At 69.9% G+C, this 16,259-nt stretch carries 14 protein-coding genes; 3 read left to right on the top strand and 11 right to left on the bottom strand.

All coding sequences use genetic code 11. The features are described 5' to 3' along the window. Positions 1-2: 2 nt before the first annotated feature. The 4 genes from mobA to FKR81_RS34780 all read right to left on the bottom strand — a co-directional run bounded on the left by mobA (position 3) and on the right by FKR81_RS34780 (position 4,368). Positions 3-536 carry a molybdenum cofactor guanylyltransferase gene (gene mobA / locus FKR81_RS34795; RefSeq protein ID WP_235921994.1) on the bottom strand — a complete coding sequence of 178 codons (534 nt, stop codon included), beginning with the start codon at positions 534-536 and terminating at the stop codon, positions 3-5. Then, positions 533-1,825, bottom strand: coding sequence for an NlpC/P60 family protein (locus FKR81_RS34790; RefSeq protein WP_146358489.1), 1,293 nt, complete (start codon positions 1,823-1,825; stop codon positions 533-535). The genes mobA and FKR81_RS34790 overlap by 4 nt, the downstream gene beginning before the upstream one ends. A gap of 142 nt (positions 1,826-1,967) precedes the next feature. Further along, entirely contained in the window at positions 1,968-3,497 is a 1,530-nt protein-coding gene (locus FKR81_RS34785) for an AMP-binding protein (RefSeq protein WP_146358488.1), read from the bottom strand. A gap of 52 nt (positions 3,498-3,549) precedes the next feature. Continuing rightward, positions 3,550-4,368, bottom strand: a complete 819-nt coding sequence (locus tag FKR81_RS34780) for an SIR2 family NAD-dependent protein deacylase (RefSeq protein WP_146358487.1) — start codon at positions 4,366-4,368, stop codon at positions 3,550-3,552. Between the two features lie 50 nt (positions 4,369-4,418). On the opposite strand from FKR81_RS34780, the gene FKR81_RS34775 reads away from it, so the two are divergent. From FKR81_RS34775 to FKR81_RS34765, 3 genes are all read left to right on the top strand, one after another. Then, positions 4,419-4,838, top strand: coding sequence for a hypothetical protein (locus tag FKR81_RS34775; protein ID WP_186763355.1), 420 nt, complete (start codon positions 4,419-4,421; stop codon positions 4,836-4,838). Then, the gene (locus FKR81_RS34770; protein WP_146358485.1) at positions 4,835-6,394 is read left to right on the top strand and encodes a flagellar basal body-associated FliL family protein; all 1,560 of its coding nucleotides are present in this window, start codon (positions 4,835-4,837) and stop codon (positions 6,392-6,394) included. The genes FKR81_RS34775 and FKR81_RS34770 overlap by 4 nt, the downstream gene beginning before the upstream one ends. Positions 6,395-6,511: 117 nt before the next feature. After that, on the top strand, positions 6,512-7,807 hold the full coding sequence (locus FKR81_RS34765) for an FAD-dependent monooxygenase (protein ID WP_146358484.1): 1,296 nt from the start codon (positions 6,512-6,514) through the stop codon (positions 7,805-7,807). A gap of 79 nt (positions 7,808-7,886) precedes the next feature. On the opposite strand, the gene FKR81_RS34760 is transcribed toward FKR81_RS34765, so the two are convergent. The 7 genes from FKR81_RS34760 to FKR81_RS34730 form a co-directional block, all read right to left on the bottom strand. Beyond that, the gene (locus FKR81_RS34760; RefSeq protein ID WP_235922007.1) at positions 7,887-10,619 is read right to left on the bottom strand and encodes a BTAD domain-containing putative transcriptional regulator; all 2,733 of its coding nucleotides are present in this window, start codon (positions 10,617-10,619) and stop codon (positions 7,887-7,889) included. Then, positions 10,619-11,260 carry a hypothetical protein gene (locus FKR81_RS34755; protein WP_146358482.1) on the bottom strand — a complete coding sequence of 214 codons (642 nt, stop codon included), beginning with the start codon at positions 11,258-11,260 and terminating at the stop codon, positions 10,619-10,621. Before FKR81_RS34755 ends, FKR81_RS34760 begins: the two co-directional genes overlap by 1 nt. Beyond that, on the bottom strand, positions 11,257-11,970 hold the full coding sequence (locus FKR81_RS34750) for an ABC transporter ATP-binding protein (RefSeq protein WP_235921992.1): 714 nt from the start codon (positions 11,968-11,970) through the stop codon (positions 11,257-11,259). The genes FKR81_RS34755 and FKR81_RS34750 overlap by 4 nt, the downstream gene beginning before the upstream one ends. A gap of 13 nt (positions 11,971-11,983) precedes the next feature. Beyond that, the gene (locus tag FKR81_RS34745) at positions 11,984-12,784 is read right to left on the bottom strand and encodes a carbohydrate ABC transporter permease (protein ID WP_146358480.1); all 801 of its coding nucleotides are present in this window, start codon (positions 12,782-12,784) and stop codon (positions 11,984-11,986) included. Beyond that, complete coding sequence (locus tag FKR81_RS34740; protein WP_146358479.1) at positions 12,781-13,632, bottom strand: carbohydrate ABC transporter permease; 852 nt, start codon at positions 13,630-13,632, stop codon at positions 12,781-12,783. The genes FKR81_RS34745 and FKR81_RS34740 overlap by 4 nt, the downstream gene beginning before the upstream one ends. Further along, positions 13,632-14,852 (bottom strand): ABC transporter substrate-binding protein, encoded by a 1,221-nt coding sequence (locus FKR81_RS34735; RefSeq protein WP_186763354.1) that lies wholly within the window; start codon positions 14,850-14,852, stop codon positions 13,632-13,634. The genes FKR81_RS34740 and FKR81_RS34735 overlap by 1 nt, the downstream gene beginning before the upstream one ends. A 204-nt stretch (positions 14,853-15,056) precedes the next feature. Then, the gene (locus FKR81_RS34730; protein ID WP_186763353.1) at positions 15,057-16,145 is read right to left on the bottom strand and encodes an ABC transporter substrate-binding protein; all 1,089 of its coding nucleotides are present in this window, start codon (positions 16,143-16,145) and stop codon (positions 15,057-15,059) included. Positions 16,146-16,259: the final 114 nt, after the last annotated feature.

The following is a 16,259-nucleotide window of genomic DNA, read 5'->3' as shown; positions in this document are numbered from 1 at the left end:
GGCTAAAGGTTGGAGAGGTCTTCCGGGGTGTCCACATCGCGGGCCTCACCGGGCCGCGCGGCCACCTTCACCGGGTTCAGCGGCCCGAGCACCGCGCGCAGCGCTCTCCCGCTCGGGTCGTCCGGCAGCGCGGCCTTCAGGTCGGCCGTGCGCCACGCGCCGGTGAGCCACTGCTGCCTGCCGTCGAACAGCACCGCGTTGTCGCCAACGGCCAGCAGGCGTTGCACGGTCTCGGGCGTCAGCCCCGGCTGGTCGACGGCCAGCACGACGACGAACTCGGTGTCGACGTGCGCGAGCCCGGCCGCCAGCCCGGCCAGCGGTCCGCCACCGGGCGGGTCCTCACGGGCCCATCGCACACCGGGCACGTCCTTCTCCGGGCCGACCACCACGACCGGCGCACAACCGTCCACAACGGACAGGACGTGGTCGAGCAAGGTGCCGGCACCGAAGCGCAGCGCGGCCTTGTCCACACCGCCGAGCCGCGAGCCCTGACCACCTGCCAAAATGATCGCAGCAGGGATGATCGCAGCGGTCACAGCAACCGGGTCGCGTAAGGCATGATCCCAGAATATCGAACGGGTGCGACGCGGATGACGGCACCGGAGAACGGCGCCTCGACCATCATCCCGCCGCCCAGGTACAGGGCGACGTGCGTACCGCCACCCGGTCCCCAGAACAGCATGTCGCCGCGCGCCATCTGGGAGAGCGGCACCTTGCGGCCCGCGTTGTACTGGTAGCCGCTGTAGTGCGGCAGGTACACGCCGGCGCCCGCGAACGCGTACATCATCAGCCCCGAGCAGTCGAAACCGATCTTGCGGTAGTCGCCGAACGAGTCGGCGACGCCACCGTCGCGGATGCCGTAGGTCGGGCCGTTGTGGTTGCCGCCGCCCCACGCGTAGATGACGCCGCGTTGCGCCAGCGCGCGGTTGACGACGATCTCGACGCGGTTGCCGGACGGCGCGGCAGCCGCCGCGACGGGACCGGGCCGAGCCGGAGCGGCGGCCGCGGCGGCGCGCTTCGCGTTCTCCTCGTCCTCGCGCTTCTTGTCCTGCAACCACTGGTCGTACTGCCTGCGCTGGGCCTCCAGCCCGCCCACGTTGCCCCGCGCCTGCGCCAGCTGCTGCTCGACGGCGGACTTGTCGTTCTCCAGCGCGGCCGTCTGACCGGCCTGCGACTGCTGCGCGGTGATCGCGACCTGCTGCGCTGCGTCCGCGTCCCGCTTGGCCTGATCGGCCGCGTCCTGCTTCTCCTCGGCCTTGTCGAACGCGGCCCGCGCGAAGGAGTCCTTGTTGGCCTTGTCCGCCTGGTCGGCGTGCACGCGGTCGAGCGCGTCGAGCCCCGATCCGCTGACCGCCTCCAGCAGCTGTGCACGGGCCAGCAGGTCCTCGGGGCTCTTGGCGCCGAAGTACGCCGTGACCGACCCGACCGTGCTGCCCTGCGCGTAGCTGGCGGCGGCGAACTCGTCGAGCTGGGTGCGGCTGTCCTCGACGGCCTTGCCCGCCGCATCGGCCTCGATGCGCGCCGAGTTCGCGTCCTGCTTGGCCTTGTCCGCCTCGTTCTGGGCGTTCTCCAGGTCGACGCGCGCCTTGTTGGCCAGCTCGGCCTTGAACGCGACGTCGTCGTTCAGCTGCTGGAGCCGCGCCTCGGCCTCGGTGAGCTGACCGGTCAGCTCACCGACCCGCGCGGCCTTGGCGTCCGCGTCGCGGCGCCCGGCGTCGATCTCCGCGTCGCTCGGGTTCGGAGGCGGCGGCGGGACCGCGTGCGCCGCCCCCGCGAGGACGAACGTCAGCACCAGCGCCACCGCGGCGGAAAGTCGTGTCAACACCGACCATCACCTCCCACCGCATTAGACCAATCAGACCCATTTGTCGCAGCAAGAACTCACACACCGTCAACCACTCGTGTCACAGTTGAACACAGGGAGTACTCGGAACTCGGCCGATCAGCTACGGCGTGTCGCGACTGGGTCAGTTGACCTTGCGGTCGAGCCCGGACCAATAGGGCTCGCGGAGCTTGAACTTCTGGATCTTGCCGGTGGCCGTGCGCGGGATGGAGTCGCGGAACTCGACCGAGGTCGGTGCCTTGTAGCCGGCGAGCTTCTGCTTGCAGTGCGCGATGAGCTCGGCCTCGGTGACCTCGCTGTCGTCGGACCGCACGACCAGCGCCTTGATCGTCTCGCCCCACTTCTCGTGCGGGACGCCGATGACGGCCACCTCGGCGACACCCGGATGGCTGAACAGGCAGTCCTCGACCTCGATGGACGACACGTTCTCGCCGCCGGTGATGATCACGTCCTTCTTGCGGTCCGAGATCGTCAGGTGGCCCTCGTCGTCGAAGAACCCGCCGTCGCCGGTGTGGAACCAGCCGTCCTCGATCGCGTCGGCCGTGGCCTGCGGGTTGTCCCAGTAGCCGTCCATGACGACGTTCGAGCGCGCCATGACCTCACCGGACTCGGAGATCCGCAGCCGCGCGCCCAGCGCGGGCGCACCGGCGCGGGACTGCTTCTTCGCGCGCACCTCGGGCTCGTGCGCGTCGCCGCCGGGCAGCAGGCGGTTGAACGTGAGCAGCGGCGCCGTCTCGGTCAGGCCGTAGATCTGCAGGAACTCCCAGCCCAGCTCCTCGGAGACGCGCTGGATCGTGCGGCTGGGCGGCGGCGCGCCCGCGCAGACGATGCGCACCCGGTCCCGGCCGGGGATCTCGCCGTCCCAGTCCTGGGCGGCGTCGAGCACGGCGTTCCACACGGCGGGCGCGCCGCACATGAGGGTGACGCCGTGGTCGCGCACGCGGCGCAGGATCTCGGCACCGTCGACCTTGCGCAGCACCACCTGAGGCACGCCGAGTCCGGCCAGGCCGAACGGCATGCCCCAACCGTTGCAGTGGAACATCGGCAGCACGTGCATGTAGACGTCGCGCTCCCAGGCGCGGGTGTGCATGGCGAACGTGACGGCGTTGATCCAGATGTTGCGGTGCGTCAGCTGCACGCCCTTGGGCCGCGCGGTGGTGCCCGAGGTGTAGTTGATCGTGGCGGTGGCGTCCTCGTCCGGAGCGCTCCACGGCCGGGGCTCGGTGTCGAAGCGCATCAGCGCCTCGGTCTCCTCGCCGAGGGTGAAGCGGTGCGCCGCGGTGACCTCGCCGAGCTCCAGCTCCGGGTCGACCATCAGCACCGACGCGCCGCTGTGCTCGACGATGTACTTCACCTCGTCGGGCCGCAGCCGGAAGTTGACCGGCACGCAGACGCGGCCGCTCGCGGGCACGGCGTGCAGCAGTTCCAGCAGGCGCGCGGAGTTGTGGCTGACGATCGCCACGCGTTCGCCCTCACCGATGCCGAGCGCGTCGAGTCCCGCCTGCCAGGCGCGGATCCGGGTCGCCATCTCGCCGTAAGTGGTGGTGTCGACCGGCTTCGCTGGCTGGTCGGGCTCGTCGACGGTCGCTGTCGTGGCCGCGAAGACGGTCTCGGCGCGGTCCAGGAAGTCGGAAACAGTCAGTGGCACACGCATGTCGTGACCTTACGACCACCTGCCGCGATCCCCCAGTCCCCGCGGTTGTCGGTTACCTCCAGGTACTGGGGTCGCCCCAGGAGCGGAAGGTTCCTCGCCCGGATGGGGGAACAGCGGCGAGGTCGGGCAGCACGTCCCCGACCGGTTCGTGCAGCACGACCTCGGCGACCGCGTCGTACGGCGTCGGGTCGGCGTTGCAGATGATCACCGAGGCGCCCGCTTTCGCGGCCAGCCCGACGAGTCCGGCCGCGGGCTGCACGAGCAGGCTCGTCCCGGCGACGAGCAGGACGTCGCAGTCGATCGCCGCGGTGCGGGCCTTGCGCAGCACCTCGGCGTCGAGCGGCTGTCCGAAGGAGACGGTCGCCGACTTGAGGATTCCACCGCAGCGCGGGCAGTCCGGCTCTGATTCGCCTTCCGCGACGCGCCTCAACGCGTCTTTCATCGGTCCGGTCGTGCCGCACTGGAGGCAGATCGTCGTGAGCAGCGTGCCGTGCAGCTCCAGCACGCGGTGCGGGTCCGATCCGGCGCGCTGGTGCAGTCCGTCGATGTTCTGCGTGACGACCGTCCGCAGCCTGCCCGACCGTTCCAGCTCGACCAGCGCCTTGTGCGCGGCGTTCGGCCGGGCGGTCCACATCGGATGGTGCAGACGGGTCTGCCACGCGAGCCTGCGCACCTCGGGATCGGCCAGGTACGCCTGGAGGCCGAACTCGGGGCCGGTGTCGGCGTCGTTCGTCCACACCTCGGTACCGCCGCGGTGTCCCCTGAAGTCCGGGATCCCCGAGTCGGTGGACACCCCGGCGCCGGTCAGGACCGTGATCCGGTGGGCGGACGCGACCAACGTCCGTGCCACCTCGCACGCTTCCGACACCATCCGTACAAACTAACCCCGTGCGTACACGGATGGGTGGGGCCCTAGCGGGCGTGGGCTTGATCACTGGAGTCACCGGAACCTTCTTGCCGTGGCTGAGGTCCGGCAACGTCAACCGGGACAGTTACGAGGTGCTCTCGCTCCGTGATTTCGCCGGGTTGGACACGGGTCCTGGGCAGGTAGTCACGCTGGTCTGGGTGGGAATCACCCCGTTGGCGGTGTTGGCAGTCGCCCTGTGGATGGTCCGTTTTCGCCGATTCGCCGCGTGCCTCGGACTAATTTTTGGCACCATCACGGGAACGGTGGCGGCACTTGCCGTCGTCCAAGGGGGCGATGAGGGGCAGCTGATCGGGATCAACACGACCGGACCAGCAGTGACGCTCAGTGGTGCCGTACTAGCGATCGTGGGGGCGATCACGGTGCTCACCGCGAAAACTCGCTCGGCGATGAGTACTCCAGGAGGAGGACCGTGAGTTACCCAGGTGGTGGCGGCGGCCAGTGGCAGCCCCAGAACGACCCGTACCAGCAGGGGGGACATCCTCAGCAGGGCGGCTACCCCCAGCAGCCCGGCGGCTACCCGCAGACGGGCCCGCAGCCGCAGCAGGGCGGCTACCCCCAGACCGGCCCGCAGCCGCAGCAGGGATACCCGCAGCAGCCGGGTTACCCGCAGACCGGCCCGCAGGGCTTCCCGCAGCAGGGCCAGCAGCCTGGTTACCCGCAGCAGGGCCAGCAGCCGCAGTGGGGTGGCGACCAGTACGGCGGCCAGCCGCCCTACGGCCAGGGCCCCATCGGCTACGCGGGTGGTGAGCCGCCGAAGAAGAAGCGCACCGGCCTGGTGATCACCGCGCTCGTCGCGGTGCTGCTCCTCGTCGGCGGCGCGGTGACCTACTTCGCCGTGATCAGGTCCGGCACGACCGCGGCGTCGGGCCAGGACACCCCGAAGCTCGCCGCCGAGAAGCTGATCACCTCGCTCGGCTCCGGCGACATCATCGGCGTGATGAGCGGCCTGGCGCCCGCGGAGGCCAGCCTCTCCAAGGACTACACCGAGGCCGTCGTCAAGGAGGCCAAGCGCCTCGAGATCCTCAAGGCCGACGCCGACCCGAACAAGGTCAGCGGCGTCGAGTTCAAGAGCGAGGGCATCAAGTTCGACGAGGCCGCCGCCGAGAAGATCAACGACAAGCTCACGATCAACAAGCTGACCGAGGGCAAGATCACGGTCACGTCGGACGCCAAGAAGATCCCGCTGACGGACAAGATCGTCCAGGCGCTGGGCGCGAAGCTGGAGACCGGCCCGCAGACCGAGACCCTCGACATCACCGCCGAGGTCAAGAAGCGCGGCAAGCCGATCGGCATCGCGACGATCAACGTCGACGGCGAGTGGTACCCGAGCGCCTTCTACACCGTCGCGAACATCGCGCTGGAGGAGGAGAACCTCAAGTGGCCGGCGCAGGGCATCGCGCCCGCCGGTGCGGCTTCCGCCGGTGACGCCGCGAAGCAGATCGTCGAGGCGTCGCTCGAGGGCAACATCGAGAAGGTCATCGCACTGCTGCCGCCGGACGAGATGGGCGTGCTGCAGGCGGCGGGCCCGGTGATCCTGGAGCAGGTCGGCAAGGTGCCCGCGACGGGCGCGAAGCTGATCGCGCTGGAGACCGACGTCAAGGACGTCACCGGCGGCAAGCAGGCCACGATCAAGAAGCTGACGATCGAGGCCGAGGGCTCCAAGTTCGACATCTCGCGCTCCGGCGACTGCTACACCGTCGAGGCCGAGGGCAAGTCGCAGAAGCTGTGCGCCAACGAGATCACCGAGCTCGTTCAGCAGCAGGGCGGCAAGGACATCCCGGCCGCCGCTGTGGACGTGATCGGCCGCATCGCGGGCCAGGTCATGAAGGACGGCGTCGGCGTCGTGGCCACCGAGGTCGACGGCAAGTGGTACGTCAGCCCGATCCGCACGTACTACGAGCTGGCGCTCACCCTGTTCCGCGGGCTCGACCCGAAGGACGTGGACGAGCTGCTGAAGGTCATGAAGTAGCGACACCGCACTGCTGAAGGGCGCTTCCCGTCACGGGGAGCGCCCTTTCGCATGTCGGGACAGCTCGTGACAGCGGCGCAGCAGGGGCGTGACAGCGCGGCCGGTCAGGCTCGGCCCATGGACACGCAGGTACTGATCATCGGGGCGGGGCCGACCGGGCTCACGCTGGCCGTCGACCTCGCCCGCAGGGGCGTGCCGTTCCGCATCGTCGACGCGGCGCCGGGACCGTTCCACGGGTCGCGCGGCAAGGGACTGCAGCCGCGCAGCATGGAGGTCTTCGACGACCTCGGCCTCATCGACGAGATCCTCGCGAACGGCCGGTTCCACGTGCGGATGCGCCACTACCGGGACCGCGAGGTCCTGCGTGAGCTGGACATGCACGAGGGCCGCCATCCCACACCGGACCGGCCGTACGCGAGCACGTTGATCATCCCCCAGTTCCGGGTCGAGCAGATCCTGCGCGACCGGCTCGGCGGCGCGGTCGAGTTCGGCACCGCGCTCACGGGTTTCCACCAGGACGACGAGCACGTCACCGCCACGCTCGGCAACGGTGAGACCGTCAGCGCGCGCTACCTCGTCGGCTGCGACGGCGGGAAGAGCTTCGTGCGCAAGCACCTCGGCGTCGGCTTCCTCGGCGAGACGTGGGAGGACCAGCGCCTGCTCGTCGGCGACGTGCGGGCGACCGGCCTGGACCGCGAGTACTGGCACGGCTGGGGTGACCAGACCGGGTTCGTCGGGCTGTGCCCCTTGCCCGCGACCGACCTCTACCAGTTCCAGGCGACCGGCGACGGCGAGCCGACGCTGGAGCACTTCCGGGCGATCATCGGCAGGTACCGCGACGACGTCGAGATCACCGAGGTCACGTGGAGCTCGCTGTACCGGGTCAACATCCGCATGGTGGACCGGTTCCGGGTGGGCCGGGTGTTCCTCGCCGGGGACGCCGCGCACGTGCACTCCCCCGCGGGCGGGCAGGGCATGAACACCGGCATCCAGGACGCCTACAACCTCGGCTGGAAGCTCGGCATCGACGCGCTGCTCGACACCTACGAGTCCGAGCGCAAGCCGGTCGCCGAGTCCATGCTCGGCATCACCACGAGGTTGCACACCAGCGGGAGGTTCGAGCGCGACGAGGACACCCTGCAGCTGAGTCTCAGCTACCGCGACGACCCCGACGCGCCCGGACTGCAGGTGGGCGACCGGATGCCGGACGGGCTCGTCGAGCAGGGCCGCGTCTTCGACCTGTTGCGCGGCACGCACTTCACCACACTCGAACGCGCGGACGGCCCGGTGCTCGTGCGGCCCGACGGGTACGTCGCCGCGATCGGCCGGTCAGCCATCGACGACTACTTCCGCCTCACACCGGCCGCGCAACACGACCACCGCCGGGTCACCGTTCGGGATCGCGCCGCGTAGCCACGCGGCCCCGTCCACCACGACACGCGACAACCCGATGCTCGTCCGACCCGACCGACACAGCGCCACGACCGGCCGGTCAGCGATCAGCGACTACTTCCGCCTCACACCGGCCGCGCAACGCGACCACCGCCGGGTCGCTGCTCAAGTTCGCACCACGAAGCGACTCGGCCTTCCGCAACGCGGCCAGCGCACCCGGCAGGTCGCCGGTGGCGCCGAGCCAGTCCGCGTAGCCCTCCCACACGAGCGCACGAGCGGGGCCGTCGGCCGACGCGGACACGACCTCCAGCGCGGTGCTGTGCTCGGCGCGGGCGGTGTCCAGGTCGCCGAGCCGGGTCAGCGCGAGCGCGAGTCCGGTGTGGAGGGTGGCGCGGAACTGGTGTGCGGCAACGTGAACGTCGACCGCCAGTGCGGCGCGGTACAGCATCGCGGCCGCGGTGAGGTCACCGGAGAAGTAGGCGATGTCGGCGCGGGCCTGCGCGATGCGGGCCCGTTCCAGCGCGTCGAAGGGCGGACCCGCGCGGTCCAGGTCCGCGCGGGCGCCCGCCAGGTCGCCGGTGCGGGCGCGCAGCCGCGCCGTCTGCACCAGCAGTGACATCGGTACCAGCACGTCGCCCAGCTCCGCGGCGATCGACCCCGCCTGTTCCAGAGCGGACAGAGCGTCGGCGAACGCGCCGCGGTTGGTGAGCACCATCGCCAGGCAGGACAGGGCGTACACGATCGCCCAGCGGTCGCCGACGGCCTGGAACTCCAGCAGCGCGTCCTCGTACATCTCCTCGGCGTAGTGCGCGGAACCGGCGCTGAACTCACCGGCGATCACGCCGCGCAGCAACGCGGCGAAGCCCGCGTTCCACCGGTCGGTGCCGTCGTCCATGCGGAACGACAGGTCCCACAGCCGGGACGCCACTTCCTGCTGACCCCACACCTGCCCGTTGGTCAGCAGCATCGCGCAGAGCGCGGTGGGCGTCTCGGTGTCCCACAACCGCAGCAGCGCGGGACGGGCCGCGGGCTCACCCAGGTTCGCGAGCGCGGTGCACAGCGGGTCGTCCGGCACCAGCGACGCCCACCGCCGCAGCTCGTCGAACCGTCTGGTCATCACCAGCCAGTGCCACGCGCGAGAAGCGATCAGGCGAGCCGCGAACGCGAAGTGCCCACCGGAGACCAGGAAGTCCAGTGCGGCGTCGAGGTTGCCGCGCTCGGTCTCCGAAGTGGACAGTGCGGCGAGCTGGTCCGCCGTGCGCAGCACCGGTTCCAGGCGTGCGGCCAGCGAGCTGTAGTACACGGCGTGAGCGAAGCGCACGTGCTGATCGGTCAGCCGTTCGGACGCGTACTCGCGGACGGTCGCCAGCAGCCGGTACCGGTCGCCGGACCGGACGACCAGCGACTTGTCCACCAGCGCGGACAGCAGGTCGACGGTGCTCCACAGGTCGTCCGCGCCGGTGACGACGGTGACGGCCTCGGCGGTGGCACCACCGGCGAACACCGACAGCCTGCTCAGCAGCGACCGCTCGTCGTCCGGCAGCAGGTCCCAGCTCCAGTCGACGACGGCGCGCAGCGTCCGGTGCCGCGCGGGGCCGGTGCGCACGCCGCGGTCGAGCAGCTGCAACCTGCTGTCCAGCCGGGAGGTCAGCTCGGCGACCGTCAGCGTCCGCGCCCGTGCCGCGGCGAGCTCCAGCGCCAGCGGGATCCCGTCGAGCTCGCGGCACAGCCGCTCGGCACCCCGCACCGGGCGACCGACCCGTGCGGAGAACAGCTCGACGGCGTGCGCGGAGTCCAGTGGCGCCACCGGGTGCACGACCTCGCCGGGGATGCCGAGCGGTTCGCGGCTCGTCGCGAGCACCCGCACGCCCGGTGCTGCAGCCAGCAGCCGTGCGCACAGCGCGGCGGCCGACTCCACCACGTGCTCGCAGTTGTCCAGCACCACCAGGCACGACCCGAGGCGCGCGAACGGGTCCGCCGCGAGCGGGTTCGGCCCGAGCGCGGCGTCCAGCGCGGACAGCGGGTCGGCCGCGGAGTCCAGCTCGACCAGCCACGCCTCCTCGCACGACCGCGCGTGCGTCACGGCCAGCCGCGTCTTGCCGACGCCGCCGAACCCGGTCAGCGTGACCAGCCGGTGCTCGGCCAGCAGCGCGGCGATCCGCGCGAGGTCGTCCGCCCTGCCGACCAGCGAGCTCACCGGTGCCGGCAGGTTTCCCCTGCGGCGCTCGGGTTCGGTGCGCAGCACGGTCAGGTGCGCCTCGGCCAGCTCGGCTCCGGGCGAGACGCCGAGCTCCTCGGCCAGCACCACTCGCGTCCGCTCGTACACCGCGAGCGCGTCCGACCGCCTGCCGGACGCGTGCAGCGCGAGCATGAGCCGCGCCTGGAGATCCTCGCGCAGCGGGTTCTCGGTGGCGAACTGCTCGAGGCCGAGCATGTCGCACCGCACCTCCTTCAAGCGCGCGGCGGCACGTTCGGCGAACGGCGCGTCCTCGAACGGCTCGCCGCGCCACAGCGCCGGGTCCAGCGTCCGTTCGAACCGCCGCACGTCGACGTGCTCCGGCGGCACGTCCAGGTAGTAGCCGGGGTGCTTCGACACGATCACCGGCTCCGGCAGCGCCCTGCGCAGCCGCGACACCGCGGACTGCAGCGCGGCGGCGCCGTCCACCGGCGGCTCGTCGCCCCACAGGTCCGCGATCAGGTGGTCGGCGGGCACCACGACACCCGGCTTCATCGCGAGCCGGATCAGCAGCCACCGCAGGCGTTTCCCGCGCACGTCAACGGGTTCGCCGTCGTCGGTCTCCACGACGAGCGGGCCGAGCAGCCCGATCCGCATCACGTCCGCCGGGTGGCGCGCAGGCCCAGCAGCACCGCGGCGACGACCAGCACCACCGAGGCGAGGCCCGACCACACCAGCGCGGTGCTCACCCGGTCCGCGCCGAACATGTCGAGCACCCAGCCCAGCGGCGAGCGCGGGCCCAGCGGGTACGTCAGCACCACGACGCCGAACACGGCGAGCACGGTGTGCCCGATCGACCGCAGCACCGGCCGTGCGAAGAGCAACCCGACTCCCGTGCCCAGGAACCCGCACACGACGTGCGCCGCGAACCCCGCGAGCACCCAGGAGACCTGGTACGGGCGCGTGTTCGTCAGCACCGGCAGCAAAGTCGCCATCACGGCCAGCACGACCGTGAACAGGGCGGACAACACGGCCACCGCGCCCAGCACCGGCCGCCAGCCGCCCGCGGTGACGACGGTGATCTCGCGCCGTGCCTGGTCCTCGGACGTCGCGATCACCACCGCCAGCCACGCCGTGATCGGGTAGATCAGCGCGCACGACCCGGCGTAGGCCTGCAACGCGGGCCCTGGGTCGTCGAAGAAGAGCATCCCGAGCACACCGCAGTACACCAACAGTGGCGCGAGAAAACGCTGCCCGCGCAGGACATCGGCGGCGAGGTACCGCACCAGCGCCGTCACGACCGCACGCTCCGGACCGAGCAGCCCAGCCGCAACGCCTCGGCGAGTACCGTGTCGCTGTGCGCGGGCTCCACCAGCACCCGTGCTCCCGTCCCCCGCGGTTCCACCGACCGCACACCGTCCAGATCGGACAGTTCACCCAATCCGGACGCCCGGCTGAACTCGATCGTCACGTGCGCGCCCGACAGCGACACGACCTGCGCGGACGGCAGGTGCCCCTCGTGGTCCGCGACCACGGCCGTCCGTTCCGCGAGCATCTCGACGAGCGCCACCGACGCGGCGGTGTCCAGACCGGAGAACGGCTCGTCCAGCACCAGCAGGTCCGTGGCCGCGAAAGCCTGTGCCAGCGCGACCTTCTGCGTGTTGCCCTTGGACAGCGTCGCCATGGGCGCGGTCATCGACCCGCGGAACCCGAGCCGCTCCAGCACCTCGCCGGACGCCCCGCGAATCGCGGACATGTGCCGGAGGTAGTCCCGCACGGACATCCGCACATCCGATGGGAACCGCTCGGGCACGTACCCCACCGAGGCGGGACGGTCCACGACACGCCCCTCGGTCGGACACGTCACCCCGGCGACGATCCGCAGCAGCGTGGACTTGCCCGACCCGTTGCCGCCGGTCAGCACCACGAGCCCGGACACGTCCAAGCTGAGATCACGCAGCACCCACGGTCCGCGCCCGTACCTCTTACCGACCCCCAGCAACCGCACGAATCCAAGGTACCTACCCCTTGGTGCCTCCCGCCGCGACACCGCTGACCACCAGCCGCTGGGTCAACAGGAACACCACCAGCGGGGGCAGCATCGCGACGGTCGAGAACGCCATCGCGCCCGCCCAGTCGCTGGTCGTGGCACCGAAGAAGCCCCACAGGCCGGTGGTCACCGGCCGCATCGAGTCCTCGGTCGCGAGCGTCAGCGCGAACACCAGGTCGCCCCAGCCCCACAGGAACGCCAGCACCGCCACGGTCGCGATGCCCGGCATCACCAGCGGCACGATGATCCGGGCGAACACACCGAACGGTGAGCAGCCGTCGATCAGCGCGGCCTCGCTGTAGTCCCGCGGTACGGCGGCGAACGCCGGTCGAAGTAGCACGATCGAGTAAGGCAGGGCGAGCGTTGTGTCGGCCAGGATCAGACCGAGGTAGCTGTCGGTCAGCCCGAGCCTGCTGAACACCACGAACAGCGGCGTGGCCAGCATGATCGCCGGGAACATGAGGCTGGACAGCATCATCAGCATCAGCACCGGCTTGCCGCGCAACGGAAGCCGGGCCAGTGCGTACGCGGCCGGAATGCCGAGCACCAGCGTGAGCACCATGGTCCCGGACGCGACGATCACGCTGTTCAACACGTACCGCAGCACGCGCGGGTCGTCGAAGATCCGCGCGGTCCACGTGTCGAGCGACAGGGAACTCGGGACCAGCCGCACGGACGCGAGCTCGGCGGGCGTCTTGAACGACGCGGAGACCATCCAGTACACCGGGAACAGGTAGACCAGCACGAGCACGACGCCGATGACCCGCTTCACGACGTCCTCCGGTCGGTGCGCAGGTACAGCAGCGACAGCACGAAGAGCACGGCGAAGATCACGTTCATGATCGCCGCGCCCTTGCCGAACAGGAACGACGTGAACACCAGCCGGTAGGCCAGCGTCGGCAGGATCTCGGACGCGCCTGCCGGACCGCCCTGCGTCGCGATCCACACCAGGTCGAAGCTCTTCAAGGTGAAGATCGTCGACAGCACGGCCGTGGCGGCGACGACGGGGCGCAGCAGCGGCCAGGTGACCCACCGGAACCGCTGCCACGCCGACGCGCCGTCGATCAGCGCGGCCTCACCGAACTCACGGGGGATCGCCACCAGCCCGGCCGTCAGCGACACCAGCACGAACGGCACGCCCAGCCACACCTGGATTCCGATCACCGCGGGCAGCGCGAGGGAGGTGTCGGCGAGCCAGAACACGTCACGCGTGCCGAGCACCCAGTTCACGAAACCCGAGCGCCCGTCGAGCAGCCAGCGGAACAGCTCCGCCGACACCACGACGGGAATCGCGTACGCGATCATGTACAGCGAGCGCAGCGCCCGTGCGCCGGGAAAGGACTGGGCGTAGAACAGCGCCAGTCCCGTCCCGGCCACGAGCTGCACGACCACCGACACCGCGGCGTAGGTCACCGAGTGCCACGCCGCGTCGACGAAGACCTCATCGGCGAAGGCCGCGCGGTAGTTCTCGAACCCGATCCACTCGGCGCCGCCGAGCAGGTTCCCCGCGCTCACGTCCTGGAAGGACATCAGCACGTTGAGCACGACCGGGTAGACCAGCAGCGCTCCGAGGAAGAGCACCGCGGGCAGTACGAACAGATACGGAGTCAGCCTGCGCATCAGCTCGACGGCAGCAGCGGTCTGATCGTCGCCTGCGCGTCGTTGGCCGCGGCCTGTGGCTTCTTCTCCTTCTTCACCACCTGGTGCGTCATGGTCCAGATCGCCTCCGACACCCTGGCGTACTTGGGTCCGTACTGGCTGCGCGACCGGGTCGACAGCATCTCGCTGATGAACGCGCCGACACCGGGACCCCACTTCCACACCGGGTCGTTGAGCGTGTCGTTGCGGTTCGGGATGGAGCCGAGCCCGCTGCCGAACTCGTGCGCGCTGTTGCGCGACTCGGCGAGCCAGGTCAGCACGTCCCACGCGACGTCGGCGTTGTTGCTCTTCGCGCCGACGACCCACGCCTCACCGCCGAGCGGCGACACGACGCCCTTGCTGCCCGCGGCCAGCGGCGCGGTGCCCCACTGGAAGGTCGCCTTCTGCATGCCGGGCAGCACCCACGGGCCGTTGATCATCATCGCGCAGCGACCGGCGACGAACTCCTTCTCGACGTCGGAGTGCGTCCAGCGCAGCGCCGCCTCCGGCACGCTCTTGTCCACGTTGAACAGGTCGTGCACGTAGGTCAGCGCCTCGACCGCGGGCTTGTCGTTGATCGCCGTGACGTCACCGCCCGCCATCCACACGAACGGCAGCACGTTGAACGTGGTCGACTCGTTGGGACCAGCCGCGAAGCACAGTCCGGACGCGCCGTCCTTGGTGAGCGCCTTCGCGTTGGCCCGCAGGTCGGCCCACGTCGCCGGCGGGCCCGCGATCCCGGCCTTGCCGAACAGGTCCTTGTTGTAGATCAGCGCGGTCGTGTTGCTGCGCAGCGGGACCCCGTACAGCTTGTCGTCGTGGTTGACGCTCTCGAGCACCGGTTCGAGGAACTGGTTGCTCTTGCTCCACCCCTTGTAGCGCCCCGTCAGGTCGGCGAGCGCGCCCTGGCTGGCCAGCAGCGGCACGTCCGGGGTGTCGATCACCGCGATGTCCGGAAAGGTCCCCGCTGAGACCGATTCGACGATCTTGGTGTGGAACTCGGGAAACGGGATCGCGGTTCTGTTGATCTGAACGTTCGGGTGCGCCTCCTGGTATCGCGTGATCAGCGCTTCCACCGCCTTGTTCGAACCAGGCGAGTAGCCGAAGTAGTCCCACCAGGTCACGGTCACGTTCTGCGCGGCGGGCTCTCTCTCTTCTGCCGTTCCGCTCGAACAACCGGCGGCCGCGAGTACCGCGGCCATGCCTAACGAGAACACCCTGAAAGCTTTCCTGGATTTGAGCATACCCATCCCAACAGCCTCGGCGGCGGCGCGATAAATGAAGCCTGGCAAGCGCTTTCCCCAACTTGCCCGTCGATTCCTACTCGAATGGAACAAGCCATGTCAAGTTTGGACACGAACGGAGCAGCGGGATTGGAGCCGAGCTAACTATTGAAAGTGCAACTACTAGCCCAGGAGAGGCTGGATTTTGGCCTTGGCCGCGTCGGCGGCCTGCTGCGGATCTCTTTCACCGGTCATGACCTGCTGCGCCATGGTCCAGATCGCCTCCGACATCTGCGGGTACTTGGGCCCGTAAACGCTGCGGGCCCGCGCGGACGGCATCTGTTCGGCGAACGCCTCCACCGCGTTGTTCCACTTCCACGCGGGGTCTTTCAGCGTGTCGTCGCGGTTCGGGATGGACCCGAGCCCGCCGCCGATCTCCTTGGCGCTGTTCTTCGGGTCGGCGAGCCACGTGAGCAGCTGCCACGCGGCGTCGGTGTTCTTCGACTTCGCGCCGACCACCCACGCCTCGCCGCCGAGCGGCGACGCCGGTCCCTTCGCGCCGGCGGGCAGCGGTGCCGCGGCCCACGCGAACCCGGCCTTCTCCACTGAAGGCAGCGTCCACGGACCGTTGACCATCATCGAGCAGTGCCCTGCGGCGAACTCCTTCTCCACGTCGGAATGACCCCACTGAAGCACTGACCTCGGCACGCTCTTGTCCTCGTTGACCAGCGCGTTCACGAACTTCAGCGCCTCGACCGACGGCGCGTCGCCTACGGTGCGGAGGTCACCTCCCGCCTGCCACATCAGGGGGAGGAAGTTGAACGTCAGCTGCTCGTTCGCCGCCGCCGCGAAGCACAGACCGGAGTGGTCGGCGCTCGTCAGCGACTTGGCGGCGGTGCGCAGCTCGGCCCACGTCTTCGGGGGCGCGGAGATGTTCGCCTGGGCGAAGTGGTCGGCGTTGTAGATCAGCGCGGTCGTGTTGCTGCGCAGCGGGACGCCGTAGAACTTCTCCTGGTACTTCACCCCGTCGCGGACGTGTTCCAGATACTTGTCCTTGTCGGGCCAGCTCGCGAAGCGCCAGGTCAGATCGCCGATGGCGTTCTGGCTCGCGAGCAGCGGCACGTCCGGGGTGTCGATCACCGCGATGTCCGGGAACGTACCCGACGCCGCGGCCTGAACGATCTTCGCGTGAAAGTCCGCGAATCCGATGGGAGTGCGTTTGATCTGGACACCGGGGTGTGCGTCTTGATACCGGGTGATGAGCGTGTTCACTGCCTGATCAGAAGCCGGCGAGTAGCCGAAGTAATCCCACCAGGTCAGAGTCGTCCCATCACTGGATGATGCCCCGTTACTGCACGCGGAGATCGCGAACAGCACGCTGACGAG

The sequence above is a fragment of the Lentzea tibetensis genome (genome assembly GCF_007845675.1).
Lineage (GTDB): Bacteria > Actinomycetota > Actinomycetes > Mycobacteriales > Pseudonocardiaceae > Lentzea > Lentzea tibetensis.
The sequence above is the reverse complement of the archived record's forward strand: the minus strand, read 5'-3'. Positions and strand labels throughout refer to the sequence as shown.